This window comes from Exiguobacterium sp. s133 (assembly GCF_018618595.1).
Lineage (GTDB): Bacteria > Bacillota > Bacilli > Exiguobacteriales > Exiguobacteriaceae > Exiguobacterium_A > Exiguobacterium_A oxidotolerans.
This window is the reverse complement of the sequence record NZ_JACSMK010000005.1, coordinates 65,452-88,587: the sequence shown is the minus strand read 5'-3', so window position 1 is coordinate 88,587 and position 23,136 is coordinate 65,452. Positions and strand designations below refer to the sequence as shown.

The window sequence follows — 23,136 nt, the reverse complement described above, 5'->3', positions numbered from 1 at the left end:
GTGCCCTCTTGCCCTTTTCCTGTAGAAGTTGCGTGAAGCGAGTGTTTCCTTATCCTTTCTACAAGAGATGAGCTCCGTGTCCTAAATAAGCGGACGCCATGATTGAAAAGAATATGCATTGAAATGGCCGATGATCCCATGAGAAAAGGGAGTATCGGCCATTTGGTTGATGTAGGACGGAAACGTCCGTTGTGAAAATCGATATCGGACTGCCGCATGATTCAGTCCCCCTTTTCCGGTGAAAGAAACGAAGGGAATTAATCGAACTGCCGTCGTGCGAGACGGGCTTCATGCTCTTTATTGACCTGTCGTTTATTTTTTTCATGGAGGCGATGCATGAAGGGAGTTCGTTGCCAAGATGCAGACCATTCCGACTCTTTTCCGGCACGGAGGCCGAGAATATAATCATAACTATGATGTAGACGTTCAATCATATCCGTCCGCACATCACAGATATGTCCGTGACCTGGTACGAGCAATTTCACCTCGTATTCATAAATGAACGATTCAAGTAGTTCGAGCGTCGTTAAATATTCCGTCGAGTCATGTTCAATCAAGGGGATTTCAACATCTGACGCATAATCCCCACAAATGAGTAAATTCATTGGCATGACGACGAAGGATAGGTGTGTTTCTTCATGACCCGGCGTCAAAAAGAAAATAAGTTTAGTCGATCCGATGGTGAGTGTTGTTTCCGATTCTTCAATGATATGCGTGATCTCCGGAAAGAGGACAGGAGAATCGATATAGTATTCATCATTAAAATTTTGAACTTCTTCTAAAGCGACTTGTGTGTCAGTTTCGATGAACCGACGCGATGCAACCGCGATGGCGTCTTTAAAAGCATAAGCTCCTAAAATATGATCAAAGTGAGCATGGGTGTAAACGATATAGAGCGGACGTTCATGGCGGATGATTTCAACATCTCGGCGAATCGTCGCAATTTCATCCGGCAACCAGCCGGGGTCGACGACAATCAAGCAATCCGGCGTTTCAATCAAGGTTGAAGTTGTTTTCATCAATGTACTTTGATAGACGGTCACGCCCGGCATCTTCATCTGGATCATGAAATCCCTCCTTTTATATCGAACTATACCCTGAAACGATGAGGAATTACCCTAGAAGACAACAAAAAAGACGGCTTGCATCGCGCAAGCCGCCTGCCCTCTAGAGGGATTATGGTCGTTGACCTATGTTATGTCTTAAAATTGGAGCGGGTGAAGGGAATCGAACCCTCATCATCAGCTTGGAAGGCTGAGGTTTTACCACTAAACTACACCCGCATGAGTGCTACATGAAATATAGTAGCATAGCAAAGCAGTTATTTCCATAACTTTTATGAAAAAAAGCTATTTCGGTTGATTTTATGTGTACAATAATAATAGCTAAATCGTTTACATGAGCTTCCTGTAACGATTGTGAATGGCTGAAGATGGATAGAGGAGCGTATGAGTAGTGAACAAAGTTCAAGTTTGGAGCGAACAGCCGATGGGAAAAGGATGGAGGGCACAATGCCATCATCAAATCGATCGTCATCGCTTCACGACAGGAGAGTGGTTCCTTAACGCAAGCTTACTTGCCTTTTCGATTGAACAGGATGCGGATATGTTACCGGACGTGCTTCCGAACGTGTTGAACATCCCGCTGGTCTCTGAACGGATGAAACAGGCGCTTGAACAGTTTACACCGTTTTCTGTTCAATGTCTTCGGGTTCAACTTCAAACGAGATCGGGATGGAGCAACTACTATCTCATCAATATACTAGCGGTCAGACGGGTGGAACATCTACATAAGACGAACATTTTCCGACCAATCGGAAAAAAGTATGTCTACTTCATGACAGAGCGACTCGTTCAAGATTCGCTCGGTGTCCATCATCTATTACGAGACGAACTGACAGATCGAATTTTCGTCTCCAGTCAGCTAGCACGGTATTTAGAACGATTAACCGTGACCGGGATACAATTTGACGAGATAAATCGAATGGAGGAATTAATATGAAACAATACACGGTCGATAATTGGATTACACTTGAATATCCACAAGCATTTGAATATCAAGAAGAAGAGACTTTTGTCAGTTTTTATTCGACAGAAGAAAATGCGATGGGAACCTTACAACTTTCGATTTATGAATCGGAATCGGAGGAATTGACGCCATTCGAAGCAGCCGAACAAGAAATCAACTTGTTGGTTGAAGAATTTGATATCGAATTGACGAGTCCACTTGAAACGCGTCGTAATTCAACAAAAGAAGCGTTGCTCGCAGTAGATGGAAAAGAGGAAGGAATTTTCCTTCGCATCTTTGCGTATTCAGATGGAGAACGCCTTGTATTATTAACGTACTCAGCGGATCGCGAATCGCTCGAGTTAGAAGAAATCGAAACAATCATGACATCTTTAAAATGGATTTCTTGAGTTGAAAAAGGTGCTAATTCAAAACGATTCCCTTCACAATTCTTTGTGATGGACCGTTTCGTCCTTAGCATAAGAAACGCCGATGATTCCGTTTTTCATACGGAGTCATCGGCGTTTTTTTTGCTTCATCTCGTTCATGATGACTGGATGCACACTTGGTTCCCGTAGCGAAAAGCCCTTTTTCTTTGAAATACAGTAAACAAGTGTTTTACGCACTTTTCAGGGGGGACACGCCAACATGCTCTTCACTCGTCCTAAAAGTTTATTTACAGCCGGAGCTGACGTTAACGTCAGCTCTTTGTTTCGATTAAGAGCCCTGTTTTCGAATAGAAGCAGGATATGGAGCATTGATATGATTATTCAACCAACCGGCAATGTCTGCGAACACACGAATGCGTTCGAACTCATGGAAGAGTTCATGACGTAAACCGCGATAGACGGTCAGTTGAGTATCTTCAACGCGAACGCGATTGTAGGCATCAAACAATGCGTGAATTCCTTTTCCATCAAAGGCGACCGGATCATCTTCTCCGGCGACGAGTAGAAGGGGGAGATGCCGTGGGTGCTGATAAAGATTTGCTAGCGCATTGACGGATTTGGTTGCCGTCAAGAGCTCATGGAAAAATCCGAGTGTTACGGTCTGCCCTGAAAGTGGATCTTCATCATACCGCAAGACGGATTGTGGGTCCGAGGATAACCAGGCATTCGACGAAAGGGCGGGGAAAAAACGTAAGTTGTATCGACCGAATACAGCACGCCCCATCCCTTCAGCTGGTTGTTTGGCGGAAGTATTAGCAATCAACCGTTTAACGAGTTGTTTACTGACTGTTCCTGAAACTCCAGCATCGGTAGGTGGACCACTAGCGATGACGCCTGCTAGCACATGCCCAAGCGTTTGACCAAGGCGTCGTGAGATGAGGGAACCAAAACTATGTCCGAATGCGAAAACCGGTAATTCAGGATACTGTTGCTTAATATCTTGTACGAGCTCCTCTGCGTCCTGAATGAGTTGTTCAAACCCTTGGTTCGGCTCTAGATGACCGAGGGCATCTTGCTGCTGCGCACGTTCACCAAAACAGCGAAGATCGGGAATGAAAGTATGGAAGTGGTGAGCATTGAGAAATTCTGCGAATTCGTCATAGCGTGCCCCGTGTTCCATCATGCCATGGAAAACGATGACGACTCCCTTTGGTGCTTGTGCTTCTAGGATCCGCATATTTGTTGTATAGCCATCAGAAGCAATCCAGTGTGTATGATTAATTGTCACATGTCTCATCCTCTCTTGATTACGAAAGACCAAAGATTGTTCCGTCTTCAGAAATCCCCATCTGATTAGCAGCCGGTTTTTTAGGAAGACCCGGCATCGTTAATACATTCCCGGTTAGAGCAATAATGAATCCGGCACCGATGGCCGGCTTGATTTCACGAACGGTGATGGTAAATCCTTCGACCCGACCATATTTTGATGGATCATCCGTTAAAGAAAACGGTGTTTTCGCCATACAAATCGGCAGGTCATTCAGCCCGCGTTCTGCACAACGTTCAAGTTCGCGCAATGCTTTGTCTTCAAAATGTACGTCAGCAGCACCATAGACACGCGTTGCGATTCGTTCGATTTTTTGCTTGAGGGGTAACTCTGCTGGATACAACGGTTTGAATTGACTCTCTTCCTCGAGTGCCTCCATGACTTGACTGACGAGTGCTTCGCCACCAGCACCACCTTGGCTGAAGACTTCGCTCTCTGCGACGCGAATGTTTCGTTCGCGACACCATGTTAAGACGGTTTGCCGTTCTGTTTCTGTATCAGTGAAAAATCGATTGAGTGCGACAACAGCGGGAACACCGAATACATCCATCGTCTCGACATGTTTTTCGAGCAACGCCAGTCCTTCTGTTAAGGCGGCTAGGTTTTCTTCGACGAGTTGATCTTTTGCGACGCCACCATGCATCTTAAGTGCTCGGATCGTCGCGACAATGACAACAGCATCTGGATGGAGATTACCAATTCTTGATTTGATGTTGAAGAATTTTTCAGCCCCTAGGTCAGCGCCGAATCCAGCCTCTGTCACGACATAATCACTTAACTTAAGTGCAGTCCGTGTTGCGATGAGTGAGTTACAGCCGTGGGCGATATTTGCAAATGGCCCGCCGTGAATTAAAGCGGGTGTTCCTTCGACGGTCTGGACAAGGTTCGGACGGAACGCTTCTTTTAGCAGTAATGTCGCAGCACCCGACGCTTCAATGTCTTTGACCGTGATTGCTTGCTGATCATAAGAATAAGCGACGACGATCCGGCTGATCCGTTCTTCTAAATCTTTTAAGGAGTCGGCTAAGCATAAGACGGCCATGATTTCGGAAGAGACTGTAATATCGAAACCGTCTTGTCGTGGAATGCTGTGTGCGGGTCCCCCTAGACCAATCGTAATGTTTCGGAGGGCGCGGTCATTCAAGTCGAGAACGCGTTTCCAGGTGATGCGACGTGGATCGATGTGAAGCTCGTTTCCTTGATGCATGTGATTATCGAGTAAAGCACTAATCGTATTATGAGCCGAAGTAATCGCATGCATGTCTCCAGTGAAATGAAGATTGATTTCTTCCATCGGTAACACTTGACTATACCCACCGCCACAAGCGCCACCCTTTAATCCCATAGTTGGTCCAAGGGAGGGTTCGCGTAAACAAATCATCGTTTTATGATTTTGACGATGGAGTGCTTGACCTAAACCGACGGTCACAGTTGATTTTCCCTCACCGGCAGCCGTCGGGTTGATGGCTGTGACTAAAATGAGCTTCCCATCCGTTTTAGTTGCGAGGCGAGTTGCTAATCCATCACTTAACTTTGCTTTGTACTTTCCGTAGCTGTCGTAATCAGCCTCCGTAAGTCCGATTTGATCAGCAATCTCAGAGATTGGTTTTAAAATCGTTTGTTGTGCAATTTCTAAGTCAGAACGAATGGTTTTTTCCATGGCAGCTTCTCCCTCTCCAATTATAGATTTCTCTCTATTTCCTTATAGTAGCGTATCTAAAACAGACACGCCAAATAATCGTTCAATATTTTCCACCCAAAGAGTCAAATCGTTACGTTTTCATTTTTTGTCGAATTTCGTAATGTAAGGTAGAGGAGGGATGATAAATGGCATCAGGCAATAAGAAAAAACTAAAACGCGGACTGGATTTCTGGATGTTCGTAGGACCGGTTTTTTTGGTTTTCGCGGTCATTGTTCTTGTTCCATTTTTTAATGGCGTTATGTATTCATTCACGGATTGGAACGGGATTACAGGTGAACTGAATTGGATTGGTTTTGACAATTATGTTCGATTGTTTACGAGTGATGAACAGTTCCAACAGTCATTTTGGTTAACGACGCGCTATACAATTGTTGCTGTTGTCTTGACCAATCTAGTTGGATTCATCCTGGCATTTTTATTAACACAAAACATTCGGACTCGTAATTTTTTACGAACGATTTTCTTTATGCCGAACTTGATTGGTGGATTGATTCTTGGGTTCATCTGGCAGTTTATTTATGTGAAAGGTTTTTCTTCGATTGGCGAGTTAACGGGTTGGAGTCTTTTTGAATTACCATGGCTCGGAGATGCCCGAACAGGTTTTTGGGGAATCGTCATCGTCTCGATTTGGCAAGGTGGCGGGTACATCATGGTCATCTATATCGCTGCGTTACAAAATGTACCGCAAGAATTGGTTGAAGCGGCAAAAATTGATGGAGCGAATCGCTTATCGACACTGCGTAATATTACGATTCCATTGATCATGCCGTCGGTGACGATTTGCTTATTCTTAACGATTTCCTGGTCATTCAAACTGTTCGACACGAACTTATCGTTAACGAACGGTGGTCCGTTCAAGTCGACAGAGATGCTCGCTTTGAACATCTACAAAGAATCCTTTACAAATAATAATTTAGGACTTGGTTCAGCGAAGGCTGTCATCTTCTTTGTGGTCGTTGCGGCGATTACAGTCACACAGGTCTACTTAACGAAAAAGCGGGAGGTGGAAGCATGAGTACAGCCCAACCTTTACCGACGCCAAAAAAACAAACGCCAAAACAAAAACCGAAAAAAAAGGGACGCTATTCGATTCGACTTGGAATGGTCGAAATTGCGGCGCTCATCATGGGACTGCTCTATATGATTCCCTTTTACTACGTACTTTCGAATTCGTTTAAGTCGAGAGGGGACATCTTTACGAATACATCCGGTCTTCCAAAAGAGTGGATGGCTTCAAACTACGTGGATGCCTGGGAAGCGATGAACTTCGGAAGAGTATTCTTGAATTCCGTCATCATCACGGTCGGTGCGAATGCAATCATCGTTATTTTCTGTTCGATGGCGGCATGGAAACTCGTTCGGACGAAAACACGCTTGTCGACGATTATTTTCTTTTTGTTCGTCGCAGCGATGATCATTCCGTTCCAATCGATCATGATTCCGTTATCGAAGTTATCGGGTCAGCTCGGTTTGCAAAATAGTTACTGGGGCTTAATCTTGATGTATCTCGGGTTTGGATCAGGATTATCGATTTTCTTGTATCATGGGTTCATGAAATCCATTCCGGAAGAAATCGAAGAAGCGGCCATTATCGATGGCTGCTCACAGTGGGGTGTCTTTTGGCGGATCGTCTTCCCGCTCCTTAAGCCCATTACGGTCACAATCGTCATCTTGAACACGCTTTGGATTTGGAATGACTTTTTGTTACCATCGCTGATGTTACGTGATGTTGATTTACGGACGATTCCACTGGCGACTTTCTATTTCTTCGGTCAATACACGAAACAATGGGACTTGGCGCTTGCCGGACTCGTGCTTGGTATCATCCCGTTACTGCTCTTCTTCTTCGCGATGCAAAAGCAAATCATTCAAGGAATTACGAGTGGTTCCATCAAATGATTTTTGAAAGCGCGTTCTCGCTTCTGCGGGAACGCTTTTGCTTGATAAACTTAATCAGACTAATCAGACAATTTTATTTTTTTGAAAAAAAAAGCTTTTCAAAGTGTGACGGCATAGTGTACGATAATCTCAATTCAATTGTAACAACGACGTTGAAGGGAAGAGTAACACCTTGAAAAACCGTATTAGCGAGCTGGGGACGGTGAGAGCCCAGTCGGAAACAAGTTGTGAAGAACATCCTGGAGTCGCTACCCGAACACGATTGTCAGTAGGCGTAGCCGGAAATGCCTGTCCGTTATCATATGGCCGAAGATTGAGATGATGATTCATCAAGTCTTTTGAGTGAGTAGCTTTGCTACTAACATGGGTGGTACCGCGGAACCGAGTCTTTCGTCCCATATTCTTGGGAGAGAAGGGCTCTTTTTTATGGCTTCTTTTTCAAAACACAATTGAGGAGGAAGAAAACCATGACAACACTCGTATCGATGAAACAGACACAGGAAGCCATCACACTCGTAAAAAAACGCTTTGAGGACCAGTTCTCTAAAACACTCGGATTGACACGTGTAGAAGCACCTTTATTCGTAGAAAGCACACTAGGTGTCAACGATCACTTAAACGGAACGGAGCGTGTCATTCGCTTTGATGCAATCGATCATCAAGTAGAACTTGAAATCGTTCAGTCACTCGCGAAGTGGAAACGCCAAGCGTTGCACACATATGGGTTTGCAGAAGGCGAAGGGCTATATACATTGATGCATGCGATCCGTCGGGATGAAGTACTCGACGCGACACATTCGATTCATGTTGATCAATGGGACTGGGAACGGATCATCTCAAAAGAAGCTCGGACAATCGATTCATTAAAGACAACGGTCTTATCCATCTATGAAACAATTCGCCAAGTTGAATTAGAAGTTCAAGAGCAGTTCGGGATTGAAGCGACGTTACCGAAGACGATTCATTTCATGACGACACAAGAGCTCGAAGATTCGTATCCGAGCCTATCATCAAAAGAGCGGGAAACGGCAATTACAAAAGAGTACGGTGCGGTCTTCCTTATGCAAATCGGCGGAGCTTTAGCTTCTGGAGAAAAACATGATGGCCGAGCAGCTGATTACGACGACTGGTCACTAAACGGTGATATTTTAGTTCATCACCCGGAAATTGGTGCTTTTGAGTTATCATCGATGGGAATTCGCGTCGATCGGGCGGCACTCTTGTCTCAAATCAAGACGACAGGAGAACACGAAAAATTAGAGTTTCCTTTCCATCAAGGTGTTCTTTCAGAGACACTCCCGTTGACGATGGGAGGAGGGATCGGGCAATCACGAATGGCGATGTTCCTATTGAAGAAACGTCACATCGGGGAAGTCCAAGCATCCGTCTGGTCAGAGGAAACGCGTCGTTCGTACCGCGAGCAAGGTGTGCACCTCCTGTAAGCGAGTGACTATATTATATAGAAGAAATGAAAATGAGATCTCACAAACGTGGGGTCTCTTTTTTAGTATGAGTAAGTTCATAAGACCTTAGACGGAGGGAAAACGTGTTGAATTGACGTATAATGGGCATAAGAATAAATAAGAAAGAGGTGAAGACATGTCTGCATTACTCATTACAGGACTGGTATTTGCGTTATTATTTGTTCTATTTCTTTGGTTTAACATTAAAGGACTTCGAACGATGTGGCGTGATTATAAAGAAACAGGCTCAATGGTAGCACTAGGTTTCTTTATTGTAGGTGTGATTGGTATTTTCACTGGTGTATGGACGACACTTGTCGTCATCATCTATTATCTCCTCCGTCCGCGAGGTTAAAAAAGAGGAGGGGTCAAGCGTGTTAGAGTGGTTATTTGCAGCTGGAGAGTCAAATCTCTGGCTTTTTTTAGGGATTATGATTCTTGGATTAGGTACTGAATTAATTCCGGCAGAAGTCGGGTTACCCTTACTGGGTCTGTATGTCTCAAACGGAACACTCGGCTGGACGACGGCTGTCTTAATCGGCTTCTTTGGTAGCCTGATGGGAGCGACATTATTTTATTTTTTAGGTCGTTATGCTGGACGACCATTACTCGTCCGTTACGGGAAATGGTTATTGATTAAAGAACGGGAAATCGATCAAGGGGAACGAATTGTTTCGAAATACGGAACGTGGTCAGCACTATTTGGTCGTTTCTTTCCTGTCGTTCGGTCGGTTGTCTCGATTCCCTGTGGACTATTTAATCTTTCCTTCAAGCGTTATATCCTTGCTTCGAGTGTCGGATTATTTCCGGTCTCGTTCTTCTATATTTGGCTAGGAGAAAAATTTGGGGTAGCACGTGCAGAGTCGATGTTAAAAGCACTTGAAAAAGAACTGTGGTGGATTCTCGGGATTATCATCATCGGAATCGTCGGTTACATTATTTATCGTCGGAAATCGAAAAAAGGAGAATCGTAAACACGATTCTCCTTTTTGTTATGACGTTTTAGGGAACAGGAAGCGTTTTAACGTTTTAATCCGGTGTTTCGGTGTCAACAACAACAGTTGATCATTTCCTTCGAATACAGTATCACCACGCGGCGTAATGATTTGGTCGTCACGGATGATTGCCGTGATCAAAAATTCTTGAGGGAGTTGAATATCTGAAATCATTTTTCCGATGAACGGATGGTGACGTGGAATCGTTAATTCAATGATTTCAGCGTTTGGTTTTCCAATCGACATAAATTCGATGACGGTTTGAATTGTTGATGAGCCCGTTTCGTTTAAGTGTAAGCGGTCAGCTAATAAACTTAACAAACTCCCTTGAATCAATGTCGAAAGTAGCACTGTGAAGAAGACGATATTGAAAATCATCGAGGCATTATCAATTCCTGCAACAAGTGGATAAGTAGCGAGAATGATTGGAACAGCACCCTTAAGACCTGCAAACGAGATAAAAATCTTCTCACGCCAACTGTATTTAAACGGCAGTAAGCTTAACCAAACAGAAAGTGGACGAGCGATGAAAATCAAAATCAAAGCTAGCGCGATAGACGAAAGAATGACTTGAGGATCAAGCAGCTGTTTCGGGAAGACGAGTAGACCAAGTACGATGAACATTCCGATTTGAGCGAGATGGGCCATGCTCATCGTGAAACGGACGAGTGTCTGCCGATAGACAAGTTCATGGTTGCTGATGTAAATGGCTGTGACATAGACAGCTAAGAATCCGCTTGCTGAGAAAGCAGAAGCAATACCGAATGAGAGGAAACCAAATGACATCAAGAGAATCGGATAAAAACTAGAAGAACTTAAATCGATTCGGTTGATCACGGCAGAAGCGACCCAACCAATCGCGAGTCCAAGTAACAATCCGATAACCATCTCCCAAGTGAGTGAAAACAAGCCGTTTAAAAGAGAGGCATCTTGCGGATTGGTGACAAACTCAAGAAAGAGAACCGTCAAGAATACAGCCATTGGGTCATTTGTCCCTGATTCGACTTCGAGGGTTGAACCCACTTTACGCCGGACGGATTGACCACTCAGCACAGAAAAGATAGCAGCCGCGTCTGTCGACCCGACGATGGCTCCGAGTAAAAAGGAATTGGGCCAGTTAAAGCCAAGAATATAGTGGGAAGCAACGGCAACGACAGTCGTTGCGATGAACACACCGAACGTCGCGAGGGACAAAGATGGGGCGAGCTCTTTTTTGACATCTTTCCAGACCGTTTGAAGACCACCTTCAAACAAGATGACGATTAAGGCAATCGTACCGAACAACTGTGCCAACTCTGCATCGTCAAAACGAATGAAGCCCGTGACATCACTACCAGCAATCATTCCTAAAGAAATGAAAATAAGTAAAGCAGGTATGTTAAAGCGGCTAGATAATTTTGTTGTCCAGACAGCGATGAACAACAAAGAACCAATCAGTAAAATAATCGAAGGTAAGGACATTGCATCAAACTCCTTTGTTAAAATTTAATTCTAACTTCATTATACACTAATCCCGAGTTTTTCGGTCGGATAACGACTGTTCAATATTTTCCACCACACCCGACAAAATTATCTATCTTATTTGGTAGCGTTTTCATTTATTGTAAAAGCGTAGCACGATTATCAACTCGAAATCAGGGAGGTATCCGAATGCGTAAACGTAAATGGGCAACAGTACCAGTCGTCACTACGGCAATGGTCGTCGCATTAGCAGCATGTGGTGGTGGGACGCTAAATAGCGACGATTCTAAGGACAGTGATTCTTCCAAAGATGGAAAGACGCTTAATGTATTCCAGTTTAAAGCGGAGATTGCGAAAGACATGGAACAAATGGCGAAAGAGTACGAAAAGGAAACAGGAACGAAGGTCGTCGTTCAAACAGTCGGTGGTGGATCGGATTATGGTGCAGCCTTGAAGTCACAGTTCGCGTCAGGAAATGAACCGGATGTCTTCAATAATGGTGGTTTTGCTGAAGCAAAAACGTGGCAAGATAAACTTGAAGATTTATCAGACGAGGAGTGGGTCAGTGACTTAACTGATCTTTCAAAAGAACCGATGACGATTGATGGAAAACTATATGGTATGCCGATGAACTTAGAAGGCTATGGTTTTATTTATAATAAAGAAATCTTTAAAAAAGCTGGCATCACAGACTTACCAAAAACGTTAACGGAACTGACGGATGCTTCTAAAAAACTTAAAGCAGATGGTGTGACACCGTTCTCGATCGGATATGGCGAGTGGTGGGTACTCGGAAATCACCTCTTGAATATTCCGATGGCGCAACAAGATGATCCCGACCAGTTTATTGCAGATTTAAACGCAGGAAAAGGGAAATTCGAGGACAACAAACAGTTTAAAGAATTTATTGATCTCTTTGACTTAACGATTGAATACGGGAATAAAAATCCGTTGACGACAGACTATAATACACAAGTCACACAGTTTGCTGAAGGAAAAACAGCGATGATTCAGCAAGGGAACTGGGCGCAACAGTTGATCACGGATGTGAACCCGGACATCGAAATGGGCTTCATCCCGATGCCGATCAATGATGATAAAGAAAAAATGGACCGTCTTCCGGTTGGTGTCCCGAATAACTGGGTCGTCAATAAAAACTCGAAGAATAAAGAAGAAGGTAAGAAGTTCCTCGAGTGGATGGCGACATCGGATACAGGAAAAGACTATATGGTCAATAAATTTAAGTTCATTCCGGCCTTTAAATCCATCGAAGCGACGGACTTAGGACCGCTTGCAGAAGATATTCAAGCTTACTCGAAAGAAGGCAAAACGATTTCATGGAACTGGTTCAAATATCCGGATGGTGCTGTAAATGAATACGGAGCAATCATGCAAGCCTATATCGGTAAACAAAAAACGTCAGAAGAGATGTTACAGGACTTCACGAAGACATGGATGAAAATGAAAAAATAAGCAGTAACTACAGCGATCTCAGACCAGTGGTTTACATGGTGGGGATCGACATGAAAAACTCCTCTTTCCTATCGAATCGATGATAGGGAAGAGGAGTTTTTTACATCTTATAAGAAAAATAACTGGATAAAGAACAGGATGGCAAATAGATAGATTAAGGCATGGACCCGTTGCTTTTGTACGGCTTTCATGATCGGATAGACGATGAATCCGAAGGCAATTCCGGTCGCGATGCTTCCTGAAAGCGGCATGATGATGATGATTAGAAAAGCAGTGAAGGCCTCACTGAAATCTTCCCACGCAATTTGCTTGATGTTTTGAAGCATCAATGCACCGACAAGGATTAAAGCGGGTGCCGTAATCGAAGGAACACCTGAAATCGCTTGGACGACTGGTCCGAAAATCGCTGCGAGCGCAAAGAGCAGACCGACTGTGACCGACGTTAAACCAGTACGTCCTCCGGCAGCAACACCAGAAGCAGACTCAACATAAGCAGTCGTAGGACTTGTACCAAAGATCGAACCGACGACCATCGCCGTTGAATCAGATAATAAAGCACGATCACTATTTTTAAGTGAACCGTCCTTCTCAATCAGTCCGGCCTGTTCACCGACTGCGACCATCGTACCTGTCGTATCAAACATCGTTACGAGGACGAACGAAAGGACACCACTAAAGAGTCCGTATTGAAAGACATCTTGAATCGCTGTGAAAGGGTTTGTGACTAACAAGCCTTCCGGTAATGTTGGCCAAGCCGTGAGTGTATTTGAAAATTTGAGTTCTCCCGTGATGAAAGCGAGCGCACCCGCAAGAATCATCGCGTACAGTAATCCACCTGGAACACGTTTGACAGTTAAGATGGCAGCAGTCATCAAACCAATGAGTGTAATAATAGCTTCTGGTGAAGACAGTGAGCCAATCGTAATCAAAGTCGCTTCATCTGCAACAAGAATACCTGACATCTTCAGTCCAAGTGAAGCGATGAAAAGTCCAATTCCACCAGTGATCGCTAACTTGAGTGTCAGTGGAATGATTTCAATCAGTTTCGTCCGGATTGGAGACAACGAGAGCAATAGAAAAATGATTCCGGATACAAAGACGACAGAGAGTGCTGTTTGATAAGGAATTTTTTCACCGATGACGAGAGTATACGTGAAGTACGCATTCAGTCCCATGCCCGGTGCAACGGCGATAGGGAGATTCGCATATAACCCCATTAAAAGCGTTCCGACGAGTGTAGCGATAATGGTCGCAGAAAATGCTTGTGCTTGCGGAATGCCCGCGTCAGCTAAAATCGTTGGGTTGACAACTAAAATATAGGCCATCGTGATGAACGTAATGAACCCGGCTTGGATTTCACGTTTCACGGTCGTATTATGGGCAGAAAGCTTAAACATAAATAGAGAACCACCTTCGATGAGTTTAATTAAAAAACGAACATTAACGATACTATATGATTATTCATTCGGAATCAAGGATTATTTTTTAAGTATATTATGGATAACTTGATCTATAAACCATCGTAAGCGCTAAAAGGAAGTGGATGTAAGCGGATACAGTTGTGCTATACTATTTATTAGAAGAAAAAGGGTGGAAGGTGGCAAAATGAAGAGCATCCGGACGCGTCTTATATTACTTGTAGCCCTCGCTATCTTGGTTCCGACAACACTTGCTACAACTGCTTCTTATATATATGTACGTCAGCAAAACATTGCAGAAGCCGAGCGTTCGAGTTTAAGCGCTCTCCAACGCGGAAATAGTCAAATCAGTCATTATATGGAAGACGTGAAACGGTTATCAACAAGTCTCTACGCTAATCGTTCATTGATGAATATTATGAATGCTGGTGCCGATGCTGAGCTTGGTGAGTCAGATAGTGTCGTCGCTCGTTCCTTACTCGGTCTCTTTTTATCAAGACAGGATGTTGAACAAATTCATTTTGTGATTTTAAAAGGGTACTCGGAATACTCTGTCTATAATATGAAGACTTCCGGTCGTGGCAAATTTGATTGGTTACAAGAGACTGATTATTTTCGATTGATGCAACAAGAAAATGGTTGGTTGATAGACCCGGAACATGTGATTACAGCATATAATTCTCGGACGATGATTCTTGATGAAAAAGAAGTCGTCAGTTTTCGTTACCGGATTGATCGCGTCGAAACGAGTGAACCCATCGGCTTTTTGTCAGTAGACATTCCAGTTCGGGTATTTGAACAACAACTACAGCTGTTTGAAAATTCACCGGACGAATCATTATGGTTAATGAGTGGGAATCACTTAATCGCGAAGACAGGAACGACATTACCGGTGACGACTGAAAAAATGACTGGAAAAAGTGGGAGCATGCACGTCGGTAGCTCGTTCATCGTGTATGTGAAGACCGAAAAGCAAGGCGTGCCGATTACACTGATCAAGAAAATTCCTTATGCTTCTGTCATCAAGGGAGCAAATGAAACGGCAATCATTTTATTGGTGATTGGTTTAGTGTCACTTCTATTAATGATTATGGCGGCAAGTCTCGTCGCACTCGAAATTACAAAACCGATCAAACAATTGACGGCAAATGTCTGGCGGGTCGAGCAAGGGGACCTCTCCACACGTTTTGTCGCGACGACAAATGATGAAATCGGTTTATTGAATCGCCAGTTTCAACGAATGGTGCACCGGATGGATCGTTTGATTAAACGAGAATACCGGTTAGCACTTGAAAATCGGACGAACGAGCTACGTGCGTTGCAATCACAGCTCAATCCACACTTCTTATTTAATGCGCTACAATCAATCGGAACAACGACGTTGCAAGGGGACCGGAAAGTCGCCTACCGTTCGATAACCGGTCTTTCACAAATGATGCGTTATTCGATGAACAACGAACAGACGATTGTCACATTAAAGCAAGAAGTCGACCATCTTCAAGGGTATATGCGCTTACAACAACAGCGTTTCCCAGAAAAATTTCGTTATATCGTCGATGTCCCGTGGCACATGAACCCGATTGAAGTACCAAAAATGATTTTGCAACCGTTCGCTGAGAATTACTTTAAACATGCCTTTAATCAGCAAAGTGATGCGTTAGAAAATTACTTAGCGTACAAAATTAGAACCGATGGGGACCAACTGATCATTAGCGTCGAAAACAGCGGACCGATCATGTCTGAGGCAGATCTTGAGATGATTAACCAAAAAATGCGGGCACATCGCGCTCCTGAAGACCGGCAAACATCTGGCATCGGCTTACACAATATATACGAACGTCTTCAAATTTTTTACGGTGAACGCACAAACATGACGCTCCAATCTCCAATAGAAGGTGGATTCAGAATCACTATCCGAATTCCAATCGAACAGGAGGAATTGTAATGAATGTACTAATCGTTGATGATGAACAACATGTTCGTGACGCTGTAAAGTTACTTGGTGAATGGGGTGACTGGAAAGTATCGCATATTTTTGAAGCGGAGGATGGAGCAGCTGCGAAAAAAATCTTAAATGAAGAAAAAGTCGGATTGATGCTGACCGATGTTGAAATGCCGGGAGTAGACGGATTAAGTTTATTAGAATGGACAAAAAATCATCATCCAAAGGTCGTCACGATCGTGTTGACAGGTTATGATGATTATACGTATATGCGTCGTGCGATCTTACATCAATCGTTTGATTACTTATTGAAACCGATCGATCCAGATGTTTTAAATGATGCGCTTTCCCGAGCGATGGAGCTGATTTGCCCAGTTCAAGAGCAGGGAGAGGCGATTGATCAAATTGCGAAGTATATCGAGACACATTATGCGGAAGAGTTAACGCTCCAGCTCATGAGTGAGCGCTTCTATTTAAGCCGAGAATATATATCAAGGCGCTTTAAACAGCGTTTTTTGGTTAACTTATCGGATTATATCCAAACGATTCGTCTAAATCGGGCAAAGGAATTGCTGGGAGAGACGAACGCCCGTATATATGAGATTGCCGTTGAAGTCGGGTATCAGGATGATAAATATTTTCGAAAAGTATTTAAGAAGCAATTCGGCATGACACCGAATGAGTTTAGAGAGTTGTTATCTATTTAATTAAACGAACGTCAAGGAGGAAACGTACATGAGCGTACACATTAATGCAGCAGAAGGTCAAATCGCAGAAACAGTTTTACTTCCGGGAGATCCTCTTCGCGCGAAGTACATCGCCGAAACATTTTTAGAGGACGTTGTTCTTTATAATGAAGTGCGTGGGATGTATGGCTTCACAGGAACATACAAAGGGAAAAAAGTATCCGTTCAAGGAACAGGTATGGGTGTTCCGTCGATGTCAATTTATGCAAATGAACTCGTTCAATCGTATGGTGCAAAAAACTTGATCCGTGTCGGTACAGCAGGCGGGATTACACCGGATGTAAAAGTACGTGACGTCGTCATCGCGATGAGTGCTTCACACGACATGGCTCAAAATCGTGTCCGTTTCAATGGATTGGATTATGCGCCGACAGCTTCATTCGAGTTATTGCATAAAGCGTACACAATGGCACAAGAACACGGAATCGACGCAAAAGTCGGTCAAGTCTTCACGACGGATCAATTTTATCAAGATGATTTCCACCACTTCAAAAAATGGGCGGACTTCGGTTGCCTCGCAATCGAGATGGAAGCAGCAGGTCTCTACACACTCGCTGCAAAACATAAAGTCAATGCCTTGACGATTTTGACGATTTCAGATCACCTCCTAACGGGAGAAGAAACAACGTCTGAAGAACGCCAAACGACGTTCAATGATATGATGAAAGTGGCACTTGAAACAGCGATTCAGCTGTAATCAATCAGATGAAATAAGACGATGCGGATGGTAAAATCACTGTCTTCATGAAACGAACACAGCAGGACTCGCGTTTCGAGTCCTGCTTTTTTGTCTAATCACAAAGAAGAGGGAGCATACGATTGAATCATTGCTCATTCGCTATGATAGAATGAGGAAAAGAAAGCCTAGACCATGAGGAGGAACACGAGATGGAATCGACGATGACTGAATCAACAATTTCGAATCTTGTTCAAACGCAACGTAATTTCTTTAAGACAGGCGCGACGCGAAGTGTTGCGTTTCGTCTAAGTATGTTGACGTTTTTAAAGCAAGCGATTGAAACGCATGAAGAAGCAATTTATGAGGCATTAAAAACGGACTTGAATAAAGGACGTCAAGATGCGTTTACGACGGAAATCGGATTCGTCTACGGCGAACTCGCACGGATGGAGAAGAAACTTCGCCGACTTGCTAAACCGAAACGAGTCGGGACACCGTTGTTACATATCGGGTCAAAAAGTGACATCCATTATGAACCATACGGAAACGTGCTCGTCATCGCGCCGTGGAACTATCCTTTCCAGCTCGCTGTTGCACCAATCATCGGGGCGATCGCTGCCGGAAATACGGTTGTCTTGAAACCATCAGAACTAACACCAAACGTCTCGCGTGTTCTCCGTGAAGTCTTTGAAACGGCATTTCACGAACGATTTGGACTTGTCATCGAGGGGGATGCGGACGTCAGTTCAGCTGTTCTTGAAGAGAAGTTTGATTACATCTTCTTTACGGGGTCGACGCGTGTCGGAAAAATCGTCCATCAAGCAGCGGCGAAATATTTGACACCTGTCACGCTTGAACTCGGCGGGAAGTCTCCGACGATCGTTCACCGTGATGCGAACTTAAAGCTTGCTGCAAAACGAATTGCTTGGGGCAAATGGTTAAACGCAGGACAGACGTGTATCGCCCCTGACTATGTTTTTGTCCATGAAGACGTCCGCGAGGAATTTTTACGCTTGATTGAAAAGGAAGCTTTTGCCCAGTATGGTAATGGTGTTGGTGTGAATTCTTACGTCAAGATTGTTTCAGACAGTCATTTGGATCGATTGAGTGGCTACTTGCCCCAAGGTGAAATTTTATTTGGTGGTCAAGTCGATGCAGCGACGAGAAAGATGGCACCAACCGTCATGACGGACGTTGATCCAGAAAGTCCGTTGATGCAAGAAGAAATCTTTGGACCGATTCTTCCAGTCTATTCTTATCGTGAAGTGGAAGAGGTCATCCGTTTCATCAATGACCGTGATAAGCCGTTGGCGCTCTATCTCTTCACAGAAAGTAAAGCTGTTCAGCATCGTGTACTCGATCGTGTGTCATTTGGTGGTGGATGCATCAATGATACGTTGATGCATGTTGCGCAACATAACTTGCCATTTGGCGGGGTCGGCGGAAGTGGTATCGGTGGCTATCATGGGAAATTCAGCTTTGAGACGTTCAGCCACCGTAAAGGAGTCGTCAACAATACGACGAAGTTCGATTTGCCGTTCCGCTACATGCGCTCGAATACCGATTCAAAATGGATGCGTTATTTATTATAAATGGGACTTAAACGGAGCCAAGAGTAGATCCAATCGGTCTACCTTGGCTTTTTTTTGTTTATTTAATTTGTGAAATATTGAACAAAGTTTGACAATCTTTTGAAAAAACGCTATTTTCCCTTGTGATGTTCTATACTGAAGGCAGAAGCTACGGAAAGGAGAATGCGAGATGCTTACTTGTGGGACGACAGAAGCCAATACGTTCGTGTTGTCGAGTGAGACACGTGAATTACTTGAAGAGTTCATGACTGAGGTATCTTTTAAAAAAGACTCAATCGTCTGTTGGGAAGGGGAAATGAACGATAAACTTTTTTATGTGAAACAAGGTGGTGTAAAACTATCAAAGCTCACGAAAAAAGGTAGCCCGCTAATGATGTTCTTATATTTCAAAGGTGACTTATTTGGTGAATTCGATGTCGGAGAAGCATTTCCAAGCTCCTATAGTGTCGAAACGATGGAGGACAGTGTCATTGGCTTCATCTCGAAATCGACACTCGAAGATTTGATGAAAAAAGATGGAACATTCGCATTAGATATCATGCGCTGGCAAGCCTTGATGCGAAAACAAACGGAAACGAAGTTACGTGACCTCTTATTGTTCGGGAAACAAGGGGCACTCGCTTCGACACTCTTACGACTAATCGCAATGGACGGAAAAAAAGTCGATGACGATTACGTGATTTCAAAGCGACCGTCGGATACTGAACTCGGTCAGTTGATCGGGGCACCACGTGAAACGGTCAACCGGATGTTTTCTCAGTGGAAAAAAGACAATGTCATTTCGATGACGACGACTAAAATCATCGTTCATGATGCCAACTATTTACGCGATCTTTGCCACTGTGAAGGGTGTCCTGTCGGTGTCTGCCGGATTTAAACTTAACTTGAGCGTTAGCTTACGGAGCCATACGCTGGAGCTGACTTAAAAATTGCTCCAACATCATCCTTTTGATGGAACCGCAACACGTCAAACTTTAGAAGAACTTATCAGCAGTCTAGGATCATATTCTTTTTGAATGTGGTCCTTCAGGATGTAGACAACGTGCTATCGGGAGATCAAGCGTCTTTTTTCGTTGCTTTCCTCGGGCGAGGCGCAAGCCGTTGCTCCTTGATCCTCACGGACAACGAGCAGGGTCTTGCCTGCCTCTGAACGTGCGTTAAAAACGCACTTTTTCCCGTAGGAGTCAACGAAATGTGACGCTTTTTATAGGAATACCGTGACGGAAAGCCTGGCATGCAGACGGTTTAGCACGCGATCCGTCTCGAATCGCTTAGAACCGCGAAAAGCAATCGGTCGCGACCCTGCAGCTTTGCTGTAGCGGCGCGGAAGGTTGCCGCTTTGAAGACGATGCGAGACAGGGACGCGCGAACGGATTGCCTCTCGTTATAGTATGTTCACTCTTCATAATAGTTTGTCTACACGCTGTAGGATCACATTCTTTTTGAATGCGGTCCTTTTTTGTGTCGCATAACAGTAGCAGTTCAAAATATGTTCAGTACGTAACAAGTTGTGAACTTTATGTGTGTTTTATAAAAGAAAAGCGCGAAATCGTCACAATTGGTGTGACGTTTATCACATATTACGAAGGGTGTCTTTTTCTAAAATAAAGGTAGGTTAAGTCACCGATTCAACGACGGAAGGGAGCTACTGATCATGCGTCAGAAATCAGATACAGAACTGAAGGGAACGTTTATCGCTGTATTTATCGTTGCCGGAGTCATCATCGGAATGTGGGGATCAATCTTTTTATTATTCACTTCAAGATAAGGGGGAATCAGGGTGCATATTCATCGTTTAGAAAAAATATGGTTAGTATTCGGTTGTATCATGTTGGCAGTCTTTTTAATCATCATTGGCGTATCAGCATTCGCTTCTGATAATCAACCACCGTCGGATGCAACATTGATTGACCCGACGCAAGTCGATCAGACGAAGCCATTTGATAAACCGGGTCTAAAAAAAATTGACGACAATAAATATGAGGCCGTCATGGTCTCACAAGCTTTCCAGTTCACACCGCAAGACATGATTATCAAAAAAGGCGCGACCGTCGATTTTCTGGTGACGTCGAAAGATGTCGTCCATGGATTTGAAATCGTCAAGACGAACGTCAATATGATGGTCGTTCCCGGACATATCAATTCAATCGAGTACACATTTAAAGAAGCTGGTGAATATTTAATTGTCTGTAATGAATATTGTGGATCGGCGCATCACATGATGTCGACTAAGATTAAGGTGGTGGAATAAATGAATGCGATTTCGAAAAAATTAATGGAGTTTGAGATGGAGCGGGGAATCCCCGCAGGAGAGATTGGATTAAAAGAAGCAAAACTCGGATTTGCCTACGTCAGTTTTTCACTTGTGGCGTTACTGATCGGTGGACTATGTGGTCTACTACAGACACTCGTCCGTACTGGAGTCATTCCAGAAATTGCTGGAGTCGGTTATTATGAATTGCTGACGGCTCACGGACTAATGCTTGCGATTGTCTTTACGACATTATTCATATTTGGACTTTTATTTTCATTTTTAGGACAGTCGTTCGGGCGTTTTGAAGAGTTTCCGAGACGCTTGGGCTGGGTTGGATTCTGGTTGATGATTGTCGGTGTCCTCCTTGTCACATGGATGGTGTTAGCAGGTGAAGCATCCGTTCTCTACACATTTTATGCGCCGCTGAAGGCACACCCTGTTTTTTATATCGGACTCGTGATTTTCGTTGTTGGAACATGGGTTTCTTCTGCCGCAATGTTCCGGATGTACGCGGATTACAAACGAGAACATAAGGATGTCCATCCACCACTTCAAGCCTATATGAGCATTATGACGGCTTTGTTGTGGGTCATCGCCACGCTAGGTGTCGCAGCGACGATTCTCTTTCAACTCTTGCCGTTATCACTCGGTTGGACGGATAAGGTCGGGATCGAATTATCCCGGACATTATTTTGGTATTTTGGTCATCCGCTCGTCTATTTTTGGTTATTGCCAGCCTATATCGTATGGTACACGGTCATTCCAAAGATTGTTGGGGGTAAGATTTTTTCAGATGCTTTAGCACGAATGTCATTTTTACTGTTCTTATTGTTCTCGTTCCCTGTTGGTTTTCACCATCAGTTGCTCGAACCCGGTATTTCAGCATTTTGGAAGTACATCCAAGTCGTCTTGACGTTCCTTGTCATCATTCCTTCATTGATGACAGCATTCTCGATGTTTGCGACATTTGAACTAGCAGGTCGTCGTCAAGGTGCGACCGGACTATTTGGGTGGATCAAGAAAATGCCGTACCGGGATGTCCGCTTTCTTGCACCGTTCGTCGGCATGTTGTTCTTCATCCCGGCTGGAGCCGGTGGTGTCGTCAATGCTTCTCACCAATTGAATATCGTCGTGCATAACACTTTATGGGTGACAGGTCACTTCCATATCACAGTCGGGGCTGCAGTCGCGTTGACGTTCTTTGGAACGGCCTATTGGCTTGTTCCATTATTACGAGGACGGACCTTAACAAAACGGATTAATACAATTGGTCTCATCCAGACGGCGACGTGGACGATTGGTATGCTCTTTATGTCGACTGCGATGCATATTTCAGGCTTGCTTGGCAATCCGAGACGGACGGGTCCTGCGGCATATTTCAAAGATTCGCTCGTCGCAGATTGGATTCCCTATCACGTTGCGATGGCAATCGGTGGTACGATCCTCTTTATTTCAATCCTCTTATTCTTGTTTGCGATGTTCCAACTGGCCTTCCGGACACCGAAAGGAAGTACTGAATTTCCTGTCGCGGAAACAGAGGAAGCAGCGATGAAGACACCACTCTTCTTTGAGAACTGGAAACTTTGGATTTTCGTGACGTTTGCTTTGATTGCGTTTGCTTACACAGTACCGATTTGGCACATGATTGATAATGCGCCTCCTGGAGCTCCAGGTTGGAAACTCTGGTAGCCCTATCGAAAAGTGCTGATAGCTTACTAGCACTTTTTATACACGCTGAAGGGTGAAAATGCTATATTGAGAAGCAATCCGTTCGTGCTTTCCTGTCTC

21 protein-coding genes, 1 tRNA gene and 1 other annotated feature are annotated in these 23,136 nt (G+C 44.1%); of the genes, 16 read left to right on the top strand and 6 right to left on the bottom strand.

Going from position 1 to position 23,136, the window contains the following annotated elements; all coding sequences use genetic code 11:
- Positions 1-257 precede the first annotated feature (257 nt).
- Positions 258-1,067, bottom strand: coding sequence for an MBL fold metallo-hydrolase (locus tag KNP96_RS08815; RefSeq protein WP_214770037.1), 810 nt, complete (start codon positions 1,065-1,067; stop codon positions 258-260).
- Between the two features lie 142 nt (positions 1,068-1,209).
- Positions 1,210-1,283, bottom strand: a tRNA-Gly gene (locus KNP96_RS08810).
- A 172-nt stretch (positions 1,284-1,455) separates the two neighbouring features.
- Between KNP96_RS08810 and KNP96_RS08805 the strand changes: the two genes are divergently transcribed.
- Both KNP96_RS08805 and KNP96_RS08800 read left to right on the top strand, forming a co-directional pair.
- Positions 1,456-2,001 carry an imm11 family protein gene (locus KNP96_RS08805; RefSeq protein WP_235195200.1) on the top strand — a complete coding sequence of 182 codons (546 nt, stop codon included), beginning with the start codon at positions 1,456-1,458 and terminating at the stop codon, positions 1,999-2,001.
- A complete protein-coding gene (locus KNP96_RS08800; protein ID WP_088836374.1) occupies positions 1,998-2,417 on the top strand; it encodes a hypothetical protein in 420 nt (139 codons plus the stop codon). Before KNP96_RS08805 ends, KNP96_RS08800 begins: the two co-directional genes overlap by 4 nt.
- Before the next feature lie 307 nt (positions 2,418-2,724).
- Here KNP96_RS08800 and KNP96_RS08795 read toward each other — a convergent pair whose 3' ends face one another.
- On the bottom strand, positions 2,725-3,693 hold the full coding sequence (locus KNP96_RS08795; RefSeq protein ID WP_088836375.1) for an alpha/beta fold hydrolase: 969 nt from the start codon (positions 3,691-3,693) through the stop codon (positions 2,725-2,727).
- A 10-nt stretch (positions 3,694-3,703) separates the two neighbouring features.
- Complete coding sequence (locus KNP96_RS08790) at positions 3,704-5,383, bottom strand: formate--tetrahydrofolate ligase (RefSeq protein WP_214770034.1); 1,680 nt, start codon at positions 5,381-5,383, stop codon at positions 3,704-3,706.
- A gap of 167 nt (positions 5,384-5,550) precedes the next feature.
- Here KNP96_RS08790 and KNP96_RS08785 point away from each other — a divergent pair, with 167 nt between their 5' ends.
- The 5 genes from KNP96_RS08785 (at position 5,551) to KNP96_RS08765 (ending at position 9,762) form a co-directional block, all read left to right on the top strand.
- Complete coding sequence (locus KNP96_RS08785; protein ID WP_088836377.1) at positions 5,551-6,441, top strand: carbohydrate ABC transporter permease; 891 nt, start codon at positions 5,551-5,553, stop codon at positions 6,439-6,441.
- Complete coding sequence (locus tag KNP96_RS08780) at positions 6,438-7,325, top strand: carbohydrate ABC transporter permease (RefSeq protein WP_214766670.1); 888 nt, start codon at positions 6,438-6,440, stop codon at positions 7,323-7,325. The genes KNP96_RS08785 and KNP96_RS08780 overlap by 4 nt, the downstream gene beginning before the upstream one ends.
- Positions 7,326-7,468: 143 nt before the next feature.
- Positions 7,469-7,726, top strand: a binding site (T-box leader).
- A 66-nt stretch (positions 7,727-7,792) separates the two neighbouring features.
- Entirely contained in the window at positions 7,793-8,767 is a 975-nt protein-coding gene (gene asnA / locus KNP96_RS08775) for an aspartate--ammonia ligase (RefSeq protein WP_214766668.1), read from the top strand.
- 157 nt (positions 8,768-8,924) lie between these two features.
- On the top strand, positions 8,925-9,143 hold the full coding sequence (locus KNP96_RS08770; RefSeq protein WP_214766666.1) for a hypothetical protein: 219 nt from the start codon (positions 8,925-8,927) through the stop codon (positions 9,141-9,143).
- A gap of 19 nt (positions 9,144-9,162) precedes the next feature.
- Complete coding sequence (locus KNP96_RS08765; protein ID WP_214766664.1) at positions 9,163-9,762, top strand: DedA family protein; 600 nt, start codon at positions 9,163-9,165, stop codon at positions 9,760-9,762.
- Between the two features lie 18 nt (positions 9,763-9,780).
- Here KNP96_RS08765 and KNP96_RS08760 read toward each other — a convergent pair whose 3' ends face one another.
- Positions 9,781-11,244, bottom strand: a complete 1,464-nt coding sequence (locus tag KNP96_RS08760; RefSeq protein WP_088836382.1) for a potassium/proton antiporter — start codon at positions 11,242-11,244, stop codon at positions 9,781-9,783.
- Between the two features lie 189 nt (positions 11,245-11,433).
- On the opposite strand from KNP96_RS08760, the gene KNP96_RS08755 reads away from it, so the two are divergent.
- Positions 11,434-12,717 (top strand): ABC transporter substrate-binding protein, encoded by a 1,284-nt coding sequence (locus KNP96_RS08755; protein ID WP_088836383.1) that lies wholly within the window; start codon positions 11,434-11,436, stop codon positions 12,715-12,717.
- A gap of 107 nt (positions 12,718-12,824) precedes the next feature.
- Here the strand turns inward: KNP96_RS08755 and KNP96_RS08750 are convergent, their stop codons facing one another.
- Positions 12,825-14,114: an NCS2 family permease gene (locus KNP96_RS08750; protein WP_088836384.1), complete on the bottom strand. Its 1,290-nt coding sequence runs from the start codon at positions 14,112-14,114 to the stop codon at positions 12,825-12,827.
- A gap of 208 nt (positions 14,115-14,322) precedes the next feature.
- Here KNP96_RS08750 and KNP96_RS08745 point away from each other — a divergent pair, with 208 nt between their 5' ends.
- From KNP96_RS08745 to KNP96_RS08710, 8 genes are all read left to right on the top strand, one after another.
- Positions 14,323-16,080, top strand: a complete 1,758-nt coding sequence (locus KNP96_RS08745; protein WP_214766662.1) for a sensor histidine kinase — start codon at positions 14,323-14,325, stop codon at positions 16,078-16,080.
- Positions 16,080-16,784 (top strand): response regulator transcription factor, encoded by a 705-nt coding sequence (locus KNP96_RS08740; protein WP_088836386.1) that lies wholly within the window; start codon positions 16,080-16,082, stop codon positions 16,782-16,784. The genes KNP96_RS08745 and KNP96_RS08740 overlap by 1 nt, the downstream gene beginning before the upstream one ends.
- A gap of 28 nt (positions 16,785-16,812) precedes the next feature.
- Entirely contained in the window at positions 16,813-17,520 is a 708-nt protein-coding gene (deoD, locus tag KNP96_RS08735) for a purine-nucleoside phosphorylase (RefSeq protein ID WP_029332717.1), read from the top strand.
- A 191-nt stretch (positions 17,521-17,711) separates the two neighbouring features.
- Positions 17,712-19,094: an aldehyde dehydrogenase gene (locus KNP96_RS08730; RefSeq protein WP_214766660.1), complete on the top strand. Its 1,383-nt coding sequence runs from the start codon at positions 17,712-17,714 to the stop codon at positions 19,092-19,094.
- Between the two features lie 169 nt (positions 19,095-19,263).
- Positions 19,264-19,971: a Crp/Fnr family transcriptional regulator gene (locus KNP96_RS08725; protein ID WP_214766658.1), complete on the top strand. Its 708-nt coding sequence runs from the start codon at positions 19,264-19,266 to the stop codon at positions 19,969-19,971.
- A 777-nt stretch (positions 19,972-20,748) separates the two neighbouring features.
- Entirely contained in the window at positions 20,749-20,862 is a 114-nt protein-coding gene (locus tag KNP96_RS08720) for a cytochrome C oxidase subunit II (RefSeq protein WP_152638917.1), read from the top strand.
- 12 nt (positions 20,863-20,874) lie between these two features.
- Entirely contained in the window at positions 20,875-21,345 is a 471-nt protein-coding gene (locus tag KNP96_RS08715; RefSeq protein WP_088836389.1) for a cytochrome c oxidase subunit II, read from the top strand.
- Positions 21,346-23,037: a b(o/a)3-type cytochrome-c oxidase subunit 1 gene (locus KNP96_RS08710; protein ID WP_088836390.1), complete on the top strand. Its 1,692-nt coding sequence runs from the start codon at positions 21,346-21,348 to the stop codon at positions 23,035-23,037. It begins immediately after the preceding gene.
- Positions 23,038-23,136 lie beyond the last annotated feature (99 nt).

Coding starts and splice junctions, on each gene's coding strand:
- asnA (WP_214766668.1), top strand. CDS start 7,793: ATGACAACACTCGTATCGATGAAACAGACACAGGAAGCCATCACACTC.
- KNP96_RS08785 (WP_088836377.1), top strand. CDS start 5,551: ATGGCATCAGGCAATAAGAAAAAACTAAAACGCGGACTGGATTTCTGG.
- KNP96_RS08795 (WP_088836375.1), bottom strand. CDS start 3,693: ATGAGACATGTGACAATTAATCATACACACTGGATTGCTTCTGATGGC.
- KNP96_RS08710 (WP_088836390.1), top strand. CDS start 21,346: ATGAATGCGATTTCGAAAAAATTAATGGAGTTTGAGATGGAGCGGGGA.
- deoD (WP_029332717.1), top strand. CDS start 16,813: ATGAGCGTACACATTAATGCAGCAGAAGGTCAAATCGCAGAAACAGTT.
- KNP96_RS08770 (WP_214766666.1), top strand. CDS start 8,925: ATGTCTGCATTACTCATTACAGGACTGGTATTTGCGTTATTATTTGTT.
- KNP96_RS08730 (WP_214766660.1), top strand. CDS start 17,712: ATGGAATCGACGATGACTGAATCAACAATTTCGAATCTTGTTCAAACG.
- KNP96_RS08815 (WP_214770037.1), bottom strand. CDS start 1,067: ATGATCCAGATGAAGATGCCGGGCGTGACCGTCTATCAAAGTACATTG.
- KNP96_RS08755 (WP_088836383.1), top strand. CDS start 11,434: ATGCGTAAACGTAAATGGGCAACAGTACCAGTCGTCACTACGGCAATG.
- KNP96_RS08745 (WP_214766662.1), top strand. CDS start 14,323: ATGAAGAGCATCCGGACGCGTCTTATATTACTTGTAGCCCTCGCTATC.
- KNP96_RS08800 (WP_088836374.1), top strand. CDS start 1,998: ATGAAACAATACACGGTCGATAATTGGATTACACTTGAATATCCACAA.
- KNP96_RS08790 (WP_214770034.1), bottom strand. CDS start 5,383: ATGGAAAAAACCATTCGTTCTGACTTAGAAATTGCACAACAAACGATT.
- KNP96_RS08740 (WP_088836386.1), top strand. CDS start 16,080: ATGAATGTACTAATCGTTGATGATGAACAACATGTTCGTGACGCTGTA.
- KNP96_RS08725 (WP_214766658.1), top strand. CDS start 19,264: ATGCTTACTTGTGGGACGACAGAAGCCAATACGTTCGTGTTGTCGAGT.
- KNP96_RS08720 (WP_152638917.1), top strand. CDS start 20,749: ATGCGTCAGAAATCAGATACAGAACTGAAGGGAACGTTTATCGCTGTA.
- KNP96_RS08750 (WP_088836384.1), bottom strand. CDS start 14,114: ATGTTTAAGCTTTCTGCCCATAATACGACCGTGAAACGTGAAATCCAA.
- KNP96_RS08780 (WP_214766670.1), top strand. CDS start 6,438: ATGAGTACAGCCCAACCTTTACCGACGCCAAAAAAACAAACGCCAAAA.
- KNP96_RS08760 (WP_088836382.1), bottom strand. CDS start 11,244: ATGTCCTTACCTTCGATTATTTTACTGATTGGTTCTTTGTTGTTCATC.